The 14802-nt window shown below is 43.6% G+C and carries 12 protein-coding genes; all 12 read left to right on the top strand.

The window, feature by feature from the left end:
- The first annotated feature begins 6 nt into the window (after positions 1–6).
- The 12 genes from ADIAL_RS01725 (at position 7) to ADIAL_RS01670 (ending at position 14729) form a co-directional block, all read left to right on the top strand.
- Positions 7–1656 carry a DAK2 domain-containing protein gene (locus ADIAL_RS01725; RefSeq protein ID WP_034299241.1) on the top strand — a complete coding sequence of 550 codons (1650 nt, stop codon included), beginning with the start codon at positions 7–9 and terminating at the stop codon, positions 1654–1656.
- A gap of 80 nt (positions 1657–1736) precedes the next feature.
- Complete coding sequence (gene recG, locus ADIAL_RS01720; RefSeq protein ID WP_034299238.1) at positions 1737–3779, top strand: ATP-dependent DNA helicase RecG; 2043 nt, start codon at positions 1737–1739, stop codon at positions 3777–3779.
- 19 nt (positions 3780–3798) lie between these two features.
- The gene (plsX, locus tag ADIAL_RS01715; RefSeq protein ID WP_034299235.1) at positions 3799–4815 is read left to right on the top strand and encodes a phosphate acyltransferase PlsX; all 1017 of its coding nucleotides are present in this window, start codon (positions 3799–3801) and stop codon (positions 4813–4815) included.
- Positions 4816–4967: 152 nt separating this feature from the next.
- Complete coding sequence (gene acpP, locus ADIAL_RS01710; protein WP_034299232.1) at positions 4968–5207, top strand: acyl carrier protein; 240 nt, start codon at positions 4968–4970, stop codon at positions 5205–5207.
- Positions 5208–5399: 192 nt separating this feature from the next.
- Complete coding sequence (locus tag ADIAL_RS01705; RefSeq protein ID WP_034299229.1) at positions 5400–6404, top strand: ABC transporter ATP-binding protein; 1005 nt, start codon at positions 5400–5402, stop codon at positions 6402–6404.
- A complete protein-coding gene (locus ADIAL_RS01700; RefSeq protein WP_197017741.1) occupies positions 6404–7399 on the top strand; it encodes an ATP-binding cassette domain-containing protein in 996 nt (331 codons plus the stop codon). The genes ADIAL_RS01705 and ADIAL_RS01700 overlap by 1 nt, the downstream gene beginning before the upstream one ends.
- Before the next feature lie 2 nt (positions 7400–7401).
- Positions 7402–8361: an ABC transporter permease gene (locus ADIAL_RS01695; protein ID WP_034299223.1), complete on the top strand. Its 960-nt coding sequence runs from the start codon at positions 7402–7404 to the stop codon at positions 8359–8361.
- A 35-nt stretch (positions 8362–8396) separates the two neighbouring features.
- Positions 8397–9344, top strand: coding sequence for an ABC transporter permease (locus ADIAL_RS01690; protein ID WP_051503639.1), 948 nt, complete (start codon positions 8397–8399; stop codon positions 9342–9344).
- 18 nt (positions 9345–9362) lie between these two features.
- Positions 9363–11243 (top strand): oligopeptide ABC transporter substrate-binding protein, encoded by a 1881-nt coding sequence (locus tag ADIAL_RS01685; protein ID WP_034299219.1) that lies wholly within the window; start codon positions 9363–9365, stop codon positions 11241–11243.
- 197 nt (positions 11244–11440) lie between these two features.
- The gene (locus tag ADIAL_RS01680; RefSeq protein WP_034299216.1) at positions 11441–12532 is read left to right on the top strand and encodes an ABC transporter permease; all 1092 of its coding nucleotides are present in this window, start codon (positions 11441–11443) and stop codon (positions 12530–12532) included.
- 9 nt (positions 12533–12541) lie between these two features.
- The gene (locus tag ADIAL_RS01675) at positions 12542–13213 is read left to right on the top strand and encodes an ABC transporter ATP-binding protein (protein ID WP_034299213.1); all 672 of its coding nucleotides are present in this window, start codon (positions 12542–12544) and stop codon (positions 13211–13213) included.
- Between the two features lie 16 nt (positions 13214–13229).
- On the top strand, positions 13230–14729 hold the full coding sequence (locus tag ADIAL_RS01670) for a phytoene desaturase family protein (protein WP_034299211.1): 1500 nt from the start codon (positions 13230–13232) through the stop codon (positions 14727–14729).
- Positions 14730–14802 lie beyond the last annotated feature (73 nt).

The raw sequence follows: 14802 nt of genomic DNA, 5'->3' as shown, positions 1-14802 counted from the left end.
GTAAAAGTGGATATAAAGAAGTTAGATGCAAAGAAATTTAAGACGATGGTGGCTCTTGGTAGAGAACGTCTAGATGAACATACAGAGTACGTTAACTCTCTTAACGTTTTCCCAGTACCTGATGGAGACACGGGAACCAATATGAACTTGTCCTTTACAAGTGGAGCTAATGCTGTAAAAGACTCCGCAAGCGATGAAATGGAAGTCGTGTCCCAGGCACTGGCCAAGGGGCTGTTAATGGGCGCACGAGGAAATTCTGGTGTTATCCTGTCGCAGCTGTTTCGCGGGTTCGCTAAAGCCCTTGAAGGTAAAAAAGAAATTGATGCAGCAGATCTGGCCAGAGCCTTTCAGGCTGGTGTCGATACAGCCTATAATGCTGTGATGAAACCCGTTGAAGGAACTATTCTTACGGTAGCGAGACAGTCTGCTAAACAAGGCAGCAAAGTGGCAGCAGAAACAGACAGTGTGATCGAGGTCATGGAAACGGTCTTGAATGCAGCAAAAAAATCGTTGAAAAAAACGCCTGATTTGCTGCCTGTTCTTAAGGAAGTCGGCGTTGTTGACAGTGGAGGACAAGGCCTGGTCTACATTTATGAAGGTTTTCTGTCAGCTATGACTGGGGAAGAGCCTCAGGAAGAAGAAGTACAGCTAGAAGAGCTAGTACGGGCTGAGCACCACCGTAGCGGTGTGCATGAACACGTCTCTACGGAAGATATCACCTACGGTTATTGCACAGAAATTATGGTTCGTATTGGTGAGGGAGATACGGTCGAGCAGGCGTTCGATTATGAGGAATTCCGTAATTACTTAGATAAAATTGGAGATTCTCTACTTGTTGTGGCGGATGAGGAAATCATTAAGGTTCACGTTCATACAGAGAAGCCCGGCGATGTAATGAATTATGGACAAAAGTTCGGTTCTCTGATGAAAATCAAGGTAGACAACATGCGTGAACAGCACTCAGAACTCTCCAGCAGCCCTGAAAATCCTAAAACAGTTAAAGACTTTGCGGTTGTTGCGATTGCTCCAGGAGAAGGACTGAAAGTTCTATTTGAAAGTTTGGGCGTCGACTGCGTACTGCAGGGGGGACAGACAATGAATCCAAGTACAGAGGACATCGTTAAAGCGATGGAGAGTGTGCCTGCCAAGCAGTACATCATCCTGCCGAATAACAAGAATATTTTCATGGCGGCTGAACAGGCAGCTGATGTCGTCGATGCAGCAGCAGCTGTTGTGGGAACAAAGACAATCCAGCAGGGGTTGACGGCTATGCTTGGATATAATCCGGCAGAAGATCTGGATACAAACACAGCAGCCATGACTGACGAATTGGAATTGGTGACCTCAGGCCAGGTGACCTTTGCTGTGCGAGACACTGAGATCAATGGACTTGCCATCAAAAAAGATGACTATATGGGACTGATTGATGGAGCAATCAAAGTGACAGCTTCTGATTTGCTTGAAACGACGACAGAGACCATCAAGCTGATGGTTGACAATGACAGTGAAATCGTGACCTTGCTCATAGGAGAAGACGGGTCTAAAGAAGAAGCTCAAAAAATTGCTGATTTTGTTGAAGAAAACTATCCTGATATGGAAGTTGAAATTCATGCAGGCGATCAGCCAGTTTATCCATACTTGATTTCTGTAGAATAACACGAACGATAGGAATAGAAGAAACGACTTGAATTTCTGTTGTTTCCTCTATTCCTATTTTTGTAGAAAGGGGAGAGCACATGAGTAAGAGTATGCATGATCCGGTTTCTGTTCTCTCCGGTGTCGGAGACAAACGGATCCAAGCTCTGAAAGAACTGAATATCCACACTGTCCTAGATTTGCTGACCCACTTTCCTTTTCGTTATGAAGACCTGACAGTTAGAGGAATCGAGGATATAGAGGACAATGAAAAAGTGGTACTGGAGGGACAGGCAGTTTCTGACGGTGTCCTTACACATTTTGGCAGACGTAAAAACCGTTTGACTTTCAGACTGAATATTGAACAGGTAATTGTCGGAGTCACATTTTTTAATCAGCCATACTTGCAGAAGCAAGTTGAGGCCGGTAAAGCTTTGAAAGTCTATGGAAAATGGGATGGTGCCCGCAGGCAACTTAACGGCATTAAGATTTTGCCTGTGTCCAGCAGCAGTCAGGGTAAAGAGGCCGTATATCATACAACTAAAAGTATCAGACAGTCGACGCTAATTAAACTGATTAGACAAGCTTGGGACGCTTATGAGGGCTGCATCTCAGAGTATATGCCTGAATCTCTGTTAAAGCAGTTGGAACTTATGCACTTCGCAGAAATGATTTTCAATATGCATTTTCCAGAAACTGAAGCTCATCTTGACCGAGCTAGAGAATCAGTTATATTTCGAGAGTTTTTTCTGTATCAGCTAAAGATGGGCTGGCGCAGAAAGCAGATTCGGTTGGCACAGTCGGGAAGCAGCATCAATTATGATGTGAAACAACTCAAGACTTTTTTTCAGTCACTACCATATGAGCTGACAACTGCCCAAAAGCGAGTGGTTAATGAAGTCTGTACAGATCTCAAATCCAGGCATCAAATGTTCAGGCTGGTTCAGGGGGATGTTGGGAGTGGTAAAACGGTCGTTGCGGCAGCAGCCATACTGGCAGCCTGGACAGACGGCAAGCAGACAGCTTTCATGGCGCCAACTGAAATTCTTGCTGCTCAGCACAAGGCCTCTTTGGATGAAATGTTTAGAAAAACTGAAGTCAGAGTTGAACTCTTGACAGGATCGACAAAAAAGAAAGAAAAAGACAGTATATTAGCTGATCTGGCAGCAGGAAAAGTCGACTGTGTAGTTGGGACCCATGCGCTGATTCAGGAAGGGGTCGAGTACCATGCACTGGCGCTGGTTATTACTGACGAGCAGCACCGGTTTGGAGTCAATCAGCGTAAAGCCCTTAGAGAAAAAGGAGTTGACCCGGACGTTCTCTTCATGACGGCGACACCTATTCCTCGTACTCTGTCAATCACCGCATTTGGAGAAATGGATGTTTCTCTGATTGATGAAATGCCTAAGGGACGCATTCCTATCTCTACCTACTGGATCAGGCCAAAACATTTTGAACGCATGGCCGTTTTTATTCAAAAAGAACTAGCTAAAAGCCACCAGGTATACGTGATCAGCCCATTGATAGAAGAGTCAGAGACACTTGAACTTGAAAATGTAACAGCCTTGCAGGCTACCTATCAGGAAGTGCTGGGTCCGGATATCCAGGTCGGTCTGCTGCATGGAAAGATGCCGCCAGCTGAAAAAGAAGAGGTCATGAACGCTTTTCAGTCCAATCAGCTACAAGTACTCGTATCGACAACCGTTATTGAAGTAGGGGTCAATGTCCCCAATGCAACGGTCATGGTTATCCATGATGCTGACCGGTTTGGTCTGGCTCAGCTACATCAGCTCAGAGGAAGAGTAGGACGTGGGGCAAAAGAGTCTTTCTGTATTTTGATTGCCGATCCCAAAGGTGAAAAAGGAGCAGAACGCATGAAAGTGATTACTGAAACCAGCGATGGCTTCATATTAAGTGAAAAGGATCTTGAAATGAGAGGACCCGGAGATATGTTCGGGTTCAAGCAATCGGGTGTTCCTGACTTCAAGCTGGCAGACATCGCTGAAGATGCTGCAGTGCTTGAAGAAGCAAGAAAAGAAGCAATCTTACTATTAAGTAATGAAGCATTTTACCAGGATCCGCAGTTCAGCGGTCTTAGACAAGAGGCAGGTATCGATATCAGTCAACTGCCTGTCCTGGATTAAAAGTATCGGAGGAAAAAAGATGAGAATAGCAGTAGATGCAATGGGTGGAGATCACGCACCGAGAGAGATTGTTAAAGGCTGCGTCAGAGCCGCCAGAGAATTTACAGATGTGACCCTTGTTCTGTATGGACAGGAACAAGCAATCAGAGCAGAACTGGATGAAGAACTGAGTAATATCGAGATTGTTCATTCAGAAGAAGTCATTAAAAGTGATGATGATCCAGTCAAATCGATTAGAAGAAAAAAGGAATCGTCCATGGTCAAGGCAGCGTATTCAGTAAAAAAAGGAGAAAATCAGGCACTGTTTTCAGCCGGGAATACGGGAGCCTTGCTTGCTTCAGGCACCCTCATCATTGGACGCATGAAAGGCATTGATCGTCCCGGCTTGCTTGCAACGTTCCCTTCACTAGGAGATACCCGTGACGTGTTCAACATGATTGATGTCGGAGCCAATGCAGATTCAAAGCCACTGAATATCAATCAGTACGCAACTTTGGGAACGTATTATGCCAGACATGTTCATGGAATAAAAGACCCGACAGTCGGTCTTTTAAATAATGGGACCGAGGAGAATAAAGGAAATGAGCTTTCCAAAGGAGCGTATGCTTTGCTGAAAAACAATGAAGCGATACGCTTCGTCGGAAATGTAGAAGCCAGAGATTTGCTTAATGGTGAAGTGGATGTGGTTGTAACGGACGGTTTTACCGGGAATGCCGTTTTGAAGACAATCGAAGGGACAGCATTGTCCCTAATGGGTGTCATTAAAAGTGCAATTATGGAGAACGGCATCAAAGCCAAACTAGGTGGACTGATGCTGAAGGACAGTCTCAAAGAGGTCAAGGACTTGCTAGATTACTCCCAGTACGGAGGAGCAGTGCTGTTTGGTCTGAAAGCGCCAGTAATTAAGACACATGGTTCAGCGACGGAGGAACCTGTCTATCATACAATCAAACAAATTAGAGATATGCTGGAAACTAACCTGCTGGATGATCTGATTAGTCACTTTGAGAAAATAGAGAAACTCAACGATTTGTAATATATGACGCTTTTGTGTAATTTTTTTAAAAAATATGGAAATTATGATCAGTATGAGATACAATTACGTTTGTTGGTCAAATGATATTCTAATAATAGATTAATCTGAATGAAAGAAATTTTCAAAACCATTTAATAAAGGAGCAGAACACTATGACTGAACAGGAAATTTTTGAAAAAGTGCAATCAATAATTGTCGAACGCTTAGGTGTAGATGAAGATAAAATTACGCGAGACACTACGTTTAAAGACGATCTTGGAGCAGACTCGCTGGATGTGGTCGAATTGGTGATGGAAATGGAAGACGCTTTTGGTAGAGAAATTTCTGATGAAGATGCAGAACAGATTACGACTGTTGGTAAGGCTGTAGACTATATCGCTAAAAACTCATGAATATAAAAATGAGAATATAATTAGAAAAAAGATAAATAAATTTAACTAATTGTTATAAAGTTAAAAAATTCTATTGATATGCTAAGAATTTAGGTGTATAATTCGATTTATATTATTAAGCTTTTGATTAGAAAAAAATGATAGCTTAATAAGTTCCTCAAGTATTGAGGAGAGAGTATAGGAGGTTAAGTAGTGGCCGTCGAACGGAGTTTGTTAGAGGTTAACAACTTACAAGTAGGATTTAGATTCGGAGAGGTCTACCATAATGCAGTTGATGGCGTATCATTAACGCTAAAAAACAATGAGATTTTAGCTATCGTGGGTGAATCTGGTTGCGGAAAGTCGACATTAGCCACATCTATTATGGGCCTGCATGATCCAAAGAATACTAAAATTTCAGGAGAAGTATTATATAAAGATTTAAATCTTCTCGATCTAAATGAAAAGTTGTATAACCGAATTAGAGGTAATGATATAGGTATGATTTTCCAAGATCCATTGGGCTCTTTAAATCCACTGATGACTATATTTAATCAGATTTCAGAAGCTTTGGAATACCATTCAGATATGAATGAAGAACAACGAAAAGCACGCGTGCTGGAATTGCTAAACCAAGTTGGGATTCCCCGACCTGAACAAATCATGAAAGCTTATCCGCACGAACTTTCTGGGGGGATGAGACAGAGGGTCGTTATTGCGATTGCCCTGGCCAATAAGCCACCAATCATTATTGCAGACGAGCCGACTACGGCTCTGGATGTGACCATTCAGGCTCAGATTCTTGACTTGATGAATGATATTCAGGATGAAACAGGATCAGGTATTATCCTGATCACTCATGATCTGGGCGTAGTAGCAGAAACAGCTGATCGAGTAGCCGTGATGTACGCCGGCCAGATTGTTGAAGAAGCTCCTGTTGAAGAGCTGTTTGCCAATCCGCTGCATCCTTACACCCGGTCGCTGCTGAATTCGATTCCGCACGAACTGGAGAGCGATGATGACGAACTTCATGTCATACACGGTACAGTGCCTTCACTGCAGAAACTGCCCCGTAAGGGCTGCCGATTTGCTCCACGTATACCGTGGATTGCAGATGAAGCGCATGAAGAAGACCCGGTTCTACACGAAGTAAGTCCAAACCACAAAGTGAGATGTACCTGCTGGAAACATTTTCACTTTGAAGGAGAGGAAAAATAATTATGGGATTTATCGAAGTTAAAGACTTAAAAGTACATTATCCGATACGTGGTGGTGTGTTGAATACCATTCAGGATCATGTCAGAGCAGTGGATGGAGTGAACCTGACCATCGAAAGTGGTAAAACTTACGGCTTGGTGGGAGAATCAGGTTCAGGCAAGACAACGATTGGTAAAACTATAATCGGTCTTGAAAAAGCGACATCCGGACAAATTTTTTATGAAGGTCAAAATGTCACAAATAAAGCGAGAAGCCGTAAGGAAAAGTATGCTGCTTACAATAAAGATGTCCAGATGATCTTTCAGGATGCCACGTCATCCATGAATCCTAAAAAAAGAATTTTGGATGTCATTGCGGAACCAATGCGGAACTATTTTAGCTACACGCCGGATGAAATCAAGCGTAAAGTTGTTGACTTGCTTGAAATCGTCGGTATGAATGAAGAAGCCATGTATAAATATCCTCATGAATTTTCCGGTGGTCAGCGTCAGCGTATCGGAGTAGCTAGAGCTGTTGCTAGTGATCCCAAGTTGATTATTGCCGACGAACCTACATCTGCTTTAGATTTGTCGGTTCAGGCACAGGTACTTAATTTCATGCGACGAATTCAAAAAGAGTTCGGTTTAAGCTATTTATTTATTTCTCATGATTTAGGTGTGGTACAGCACATGTCAGATGATATCGCAATTATGCATAAAGGTCGTTTTGTAGAGCAGGGATCGAGAAAAGCGGTCTATAATAATCCTCAGCATATATACACGAAACGTTTGCTGTCGGCTATCCCTGACATGGATCCGACAACCAGACATGCACACAAGATTGAAAGGCAGCGCGTCGAAGCAGAATATGATGCTCAGGAAACAGACTACTATGATACGGACGGCCGTGTGTACGACCTGCAGAATTTCGGTGAAAATCACCTGGTCGCACTAAAGCCTGAAGCGCCGAATGCTTCTCTTCAAAACGAGAAGTTGAATACAGGAGGGGAACGTTAAATATGTGGAAGACAATTTTTAGACGTTTGCTTTTGATGATCCCTCAAATTATCATTTTGAGCATACTTATTTTTATTATTGCCGACTTCATGCCGGGAGATCCATTCACTGGAATGATTGATCCTAATATTGATCCAGCTCAGCTTGAAGCTCAAAGAGAAGCGTTTGGTCTGAATGACCCTTTGATTGTAAGGTACTTCAGATGGGCAGGTAATGCCCTACAAGGTGATTTTGGGCGCAGCTTCAACTTCCAGCAGCCTGTTACTGCAGTAATCGGTGGACGGATGGGGAATACAATTCGCCTATCGCTACTGTCCACGATATTCACCTATGGTATTGGACTGCCTTTAGGTATCATGGCTGGACGCTACAATGAAACAGTATTTGATAAGGGTGTACTGGTCTATAACTTTGTCAGTTTTGCGATACCGGTCTTTGTATTGGCCCTGCTAATGGTCTGGATATTTGGATACAACCTGAACTGGTTCCCTTCCAGGGGATCGGTAAGTATCAGCGCCAATACGACCTGGGAAATCTGGTGGAGTCGGCTTTACCACTTGCTGCTTCCTTCGATAACCACGGCTATACTGGGAACGACATCAATCATACAGTTCCTGAGAAGTGAGATTATCGATGCGAAAGTATCCGACTACGTTAAAACAGCAAGATCTAAAGGTGTGCCAATCCAAAAAGTATACACGAAGCATATCTTTAGAAATGCATCGCTGCCAATCGCATCCGGTTTCGGTTTTACCATCGTTGCGCTGTTCACTGGATCGATCTTTATTGAACAGATTTTCAATTTCCGCGGTATGGGCTTTTTATTCCTTCAGTCGATCAATACCCGAGATTACAGCGTCATTTTTGTTCTTGTCATGTTCTATGGTCTTATGGGGCTGATTGGAACGCTGCTTTCAGACCTAATTTTGATGGCTGTTGATCCTCGTATCCGTATCGACTAATAGCACACTACTCTGGAAGGGAATGAATTGAACGTATGGCAACAAATCAAGATGCAGAAGCGGCAGTCCTCTCAGATGACATGGCTGCTTCATCACCCCCTATGGGAATAAAAGTAATTGTTCGAGAATTTGTAAAAGACAAGCTGGCTCTGTTTTCACTGATCCTGCTAATCACAATACTTGTTACAGTCTTTATCTGGTCGTTTATTGTAGATCAGGATCAAGTCACTCAAGTTAGTTTATGGGATTCTTATCTTCCGCCAATGTCGATGAGCGAGGATCCGTTTCGTGAAGGAACCCGCTTTATTCTAGGGACAGATTCAGCAGGCCGAGACATTTTCGGCTTACTGTTGATTGGTGCAAGAAACTCGCTTCTTTTAGGCTGGACAGTAACGGTAGTCACAAGCATCATCGGAATTGTAGTAGGGATCCTGGCTGCATACTACGCTGGTCTGGTCGATAATATCATCATGAGAATCATTGACTTTATCATGATCATGCCGCAGTTAATGATTATTATTATCTTTGTGACGATCGTTCCGCAATACAATGTGTTTACCTTCGCCCTGATTCTTATCGTGTTCAACTGGCACGGACAGGCAAGATTTATCAGGGGACGGGCGCTGACAGTCGGAAGACTGGATTTCATCAGCGCGTCGAAAACGATGGGAACACCCTCACTGGTTATCATGCTGAGAGAAATGATGCCGAATATCAGTTCATTGATCATTGTTAACCTGACATTGAACTTTGCAGGCAGTATCGGCTTAGAAACAGGGCTGTCCTACCTTGGTTTTGGTCTGCCGACCGGAGTGCCAAGTCTGGGAACCTTAGTTTCCTATGCCACTAATCCAGATATTCTGGAGAATAGAGCTTGGGTTTGGTTACCGGCATCCACGCTGATTTTAGTGTTGGTGTTGTGTATAAACTACGTCGGTCGGGCACTACAACGTTCGGCAGACGCTAAACAACGATTAGGTTAAGAGAAGGGGAGAAAGAATATGTCAAACAAGAAAAAGTATAGTATGCTGGCTAGCACGGCAGCAGTAGCATTTATTCTGGCAGCTTGTGGTAATGGAGACACTGCAGACACAGATGACAACGGGGTTGACGAAAACGACGCTACTGAGGTGGACGAAGATGAGGATGCAGATGACAACGGCGAATCTGCTGACGGACCTCAACCGCTTGAGTTTGAAACACGAGTTGAAAATGAAGGAGAAGCCATTGACGGGGGAACAATGAGCATCGGTTACGTTTCCGACTCACCATTTACTGGTATCTTCAGCTGGGAACTTTACACGGGTAACCCGGATGCCACCGTTATGCAGTACACCATGGGATCACTTGTGGATGTTGACGAGAACTTCCAGTACACGGATACCGGTGCGGCAACGATTGAAGTAGACAGAGACACAAATATTGTAACCATCACACTACAGGACGATATTCTTTGGCATGATGGTGAACAGCTGACCGCTGGCGATATAGCCTTCACGCATGAAATCATTGGCCACCCAGATTATCCTGGGGTGCGTTACAGTGCGGACATGCAGCGCATTATCGGTATGGAAGCTTATAAAGCTGGAGAAGCTGACAGTATCGAGGGAATCACAATAGTTGACGACCTGACTCTGGAAATCGAATATGAGTCTGTCGGTGTTCAAATGCTTCAAGCAGGTGGCGGTGTCTGGGCTTATGCTGCTCCACGTCACTATCTGGAAGATATTCCTGTAGCCGAGCTAGAATCAGCACCTGAAATTCGTGAGAATCCGATTGGATTTGGACCGTTTAAAGTCGACAATATCGTACCGGGTGAATCCGTTTCTTACTCACGATTTGAAGATTATTTCAGAGGGACACCAAATATTGAACGTCTAGAACTGGAAACCGTGCCGACTTCTACTGCTGTAGCAGCAATGCAGAATCACCAGTTTGATTTATTCCTGAGCATGCCGACTGACCAGTTCGAGAACTTTGAAAATATCCCTGGATATTCTATTCTTGGTCGTCAGGAGAACGCCTATACTTACATCGGATTTAAACTGGGTGAGTGGGTAACAGAAGGTGATGGTATCGATCAGCCGCAAAATGTGCCGGATCCTGATGCGAAAATGGCCAACGTTAACTTGAGACAAGCTATGGCTTATGCAATCGATAACGATGCAGTAGGTTCACGCTTCTATCAGGGACTACGTAGTCGTGCAACGTCTCCAATCATTCCTAACTTTGCTGACTTCTACAATGATGAGCTGGAAGGTTACCCGTACAATCCTGAACGTGCACAAGAACTTCTGGATGAAGCGGGATATGAAGATACAAATGGCGACGGCTTCCGTGAAACACCTGAAGGCGAAGAGCTGGTTATCAACTTTGCATCTATGGCCGGTGGGGATGTAGCTGAGCCGATTGCAGAGTACTACATGCAGTCATGGAGAAATATCGGACTAAATGTTCAGCTGCTTGATGGCCGTCTGCATGAATTCAACTCTTTCTATGACCGTGTTGAAGCGGACGATCCGGCTATCGATATTTACCAGGCTGCTTGGAGAACAGGTTCAGACCCTACTCCGGACGGACTTTACAGCCGTTATGCACCATTCAACTATACGCGTTGGGCAACTGAAGAAAATGACGCCTTCATGGATGACATGCTGAGCGAAGAAGGCTTCGATGTTGAATGGCGTGCGGAAGTATTTAGAGACTGGCAGGAGTACTTCATGGAAGAACTGCCAATTATTCCGACAATGTTCCGTAATGAAGTCTTCCCAGTCAATAACCGTGTAGGAGCTTACGATATCACATATGGTGAGAATCCTGACACTGATGGTGCCGGTGCGCATACTTGGTACCTGACTGACGACAACCGTGCAACTGAATAACAACTGAACACTAATCGGCCTGTCTACTGTTAGACTGCTGACTATCAACCACTCAGAGAGACTCTAGTCTTTCTGAGTGGTTTTCAGTTTAAAATATTTGTACCGTTTTTTTATATAGGGTATGATTGAAAAGTATACTGTGTATTTAATGCACAACTTACTACTAAATCAAAATATATGAATTGTAGAGGGATGTTATGTTTTTAGCCTGGAGAGAAATTAGGTATTCGAAAACCCGTTTTGCTTTAATTATAGGAGTGGTCGTTCTGATCTCCTATCTTGTCTTTTTCCTTACTGGACTAGCCTATGGTCTAGCGCAGGAAAATCGGACTAGCATCGACAAGTGGGAAGCTGACGGTATTTTTCTGGCAGAGGAATCCAATACCAATATCAACATGTCGATGTTTCCGAAAGACTTGCTTGAGGAAGTCAATGCAGACGAAACGGCCTCATTGGGAGTGGTCTCATCAGTCATCGAGCCCAATAGAGAAACGGATGAGGATGCGAAGGTCAATGCTACCTTTTTTGGAATCAGTGCAGAAGAGTTTATCATGCCAGATATTATTGACGGGGACGCATTTGGCGAGGACAGGCAAGTGGTTGCTGATAGAAGTTTGAGAGATGAGGACGGATATGAAGTGGGTGACGAACTCTCACTTTCTGGGATGGATCTCACTTTGGAGCTTGTCGGTTTTACCGAGGACTCTAAGTTTAATGTAGCGCCGGTTCTTTACACGAACCATTCAACGTATCAGGAAATTAGAGCCAGCGGATTCGGTCAACGCGAAGATGAAATCATCAGTGCTATCGTTGTCCGCCAAGAAAATGGAGATATTGAAGCTGTTGAACAAACAACGGATGAACTGGCTTTGTATGATATAGATGAATTTATCAACAACTTGCCTGGGTACAACGCTCAGGTTCTGACGTTCGGTTTGATGATTGGCTTTCTTGTTCTGATTGCCGCGATGATTATCGGTATATTCATTTATGTCTTGACTCTGCAGAAGTCTTCCATGCTTGGTGTAATGAAAGCTCAAGGCATATCGTCGGCCTATATCGGCAGGTCAGTTGTTGGACAGACCTTTATTTTAGCGGCTTTCGGCGTGCTGACCGGACTGATTCTGACACTGGGAACCGGCCTAATCCTTCCGAACGCAGTTCCTTATATGAACAATTTTATCTTTCTAATTACCATCACAGGACTGCTGATCAGTGTAGCTGTAACGGGTGCATTTTTCTCGGTCAAAACGGTAGTGAACATCGATCCGCTTGAAGCCATAGATTAGGAGCAGCATATGAAACTGATTGAATTGAAACAAGCAACGAAAACCTTTGAAGATGGACGAAAAACGATAGAAGCGCTCAAGCCCACTGACTTTGCAGTTGAAGCGGGAGAGTTTGTATCCATTATTGGCCCCAGCGGTTCAGGGAAGAGTACTTTACTGACGATTATTGGCGGCTTGCAGACCCCCTCCAGCGGTCAAGTCCTGATCAACAACGACAAGTTCAGTGAACTAGAGGAGAAAGACCGGGCAAAAAAACGCTTTGAAGAGATTGGCTTTATTCTGCAGGCTTCCAATCTGATCCCTTTTTTGACAGTTAAAGATCAACTCAAACTAGTTAATAAAATATGGAACAGTACATTCGACTTAAGCCAGGCCAAGAATCTTTTAGGTGAGCTGAAAATAGACGACCTTATTGATAAATATCCTAGTGACTTGTCCGGGGGAGAAAAACAGCGGGCAGCGATTGCTAGGGCATTGTATCATGACCCGTCGGTAATTTTGGCTGATGAACCGACAGCAAGCTTGGATACCGATCGGGCCTTCGAAGTTGTTGACATATTGAGCCGGGAAACAAAGAAGAAGAATAAGGCGACAATCATGGTTACGCATGATGAGAGACTGACTGAGTATTGTGACAGTGTCTATGTAATGAAAGATGGTATTTTAAGCAAAAAAAGCTAAAGAGAGAGGGTAAACAATGGCTAAAAAAGTGAGCGTAATTGGTGCAGGAGTAGCGGGGCTGGCAAGTGCTGTCAGACTACAGACTGCAGGCTATGATGTAACAATTTATGAAAAAAATGAGATGGCTGGCGGCAAAATGTATCAAATCGAGCAGGATGGCTTTACTTTTGATTTGGGACCAAGCATTGTCATGATGCCTGATTTGTACAAAGAAGTGTTTGAACAGGCTGGACGCAATCCTGATGATTATATTCCGATGCAGCGGCTCGATCCGATGTATTCTGCGTTTTTTGGGGATGAACAGATAGACGTTTCCTCTGATCTCGTCAAGCTGGTCGAACACCTTGAAGGAATCAGCGAAGAAGATGTTGTTGGCTTTTTGAGCTATTTAAGAGATATCTATGAGCGTTTTGTGATTGCTAAAAATCATTTCATTCAGCGTCCATTCAGAAAATTCACTGATTTTTACAATCCTTTTATGCTTAGGCAGGCTTGGAAGCTGAAAACTTTTGACAGTGCCAATCATACGATCGGAAAATACGTCAAAGACAAGCGTCTTCAGCAGATTCTCAGTTTTCAGACTTTATATATCGGTATTTCTCCAAATAACGGTCCTTCAATCTACACGATTATTCCTATGATTGAGTACATGTACGGCATCTGGTTTATCAAAGGAGGCATGTACACCATGGCTCGTTCGATGGAAAGGCTGTTCCTTGAACTTGGTGGCCGCATCGAGTACGGTGCTGAAGTGGACGAAATCGTAATTGAAGGCAAAAAAGCTACGGGAATCAAATTAAATGGTGAAAAGATTCTTTCAGACTATGTTATGTGTAACGCAGACTTCCCCTATGCCATGAAGAACTTGGTACTGGACAAGAAAGCCAAAGGAAAATATACAGACAAAAAAATCGACAGTATGGATTATTCCTGCTCTTGTTTTATTATGTATCTAGGAATGGACCGCAAGTACGATGCTGTAGAAAATATCCATAATATCGTCTTTTCACAGGATCTGGACGAGAACATGGAAGAAATTTTTAGTGGGAAACTGCTGGATAATCCTTCTTTCTACGTTTACATTGCTTCGAAACTTGATGAGGAACTAGCTCCAAAAGGCAAAGACGGCCTGTATATACTAGCCCCGGTGTCAGATTTGTCTACTGCTGAATACGAATGGAATGAAGAGACAATTGCTCATTATCGTCATCAGATTTTGAACAAGTTAAAGACTATCAAAGGGTTTGAAACAGTAGAAGATGACATTATTTCAGAAAGTTATATGACACCCGAAGACTTCAAGGCGCAGTTTAACGCTTATAACGGAGCTACTTTTGGCTTGAGACCGACATTAGCCCAGAGCAATCAGTCTAGACCTCAGGCTAAATCTACCACTGTAGAACAGCTTTACTTTACCGGCAGCAGTACGCATCCCGGAGCTGGTGTTCCGATAGTACTGACCTCCGCCAAAATTGCAACAGAAGAATTGATGCTGGACGACGGCAAAAAAGGATAAAGCATGCCTCCTAGTACAGCAAAAGCACTCTTTCTTCCGCTTAAGAAAAATCTTGGGTGGAAAGAAAGAGTGC

Source organism: Alkalibacterium sp. AK22 (genome assembly GCF_000585255.1).
Taxonomy (GTDB): Bacteria; Bacillota; Bacilli; order Lactobacillales; family Carnobacteriaceae_A; genus Alkalibacterium.
Note: the sequence above shows the minus strand (reverse complement) of the source record. Positions and strands in the feature narration are given on the sequence as shown.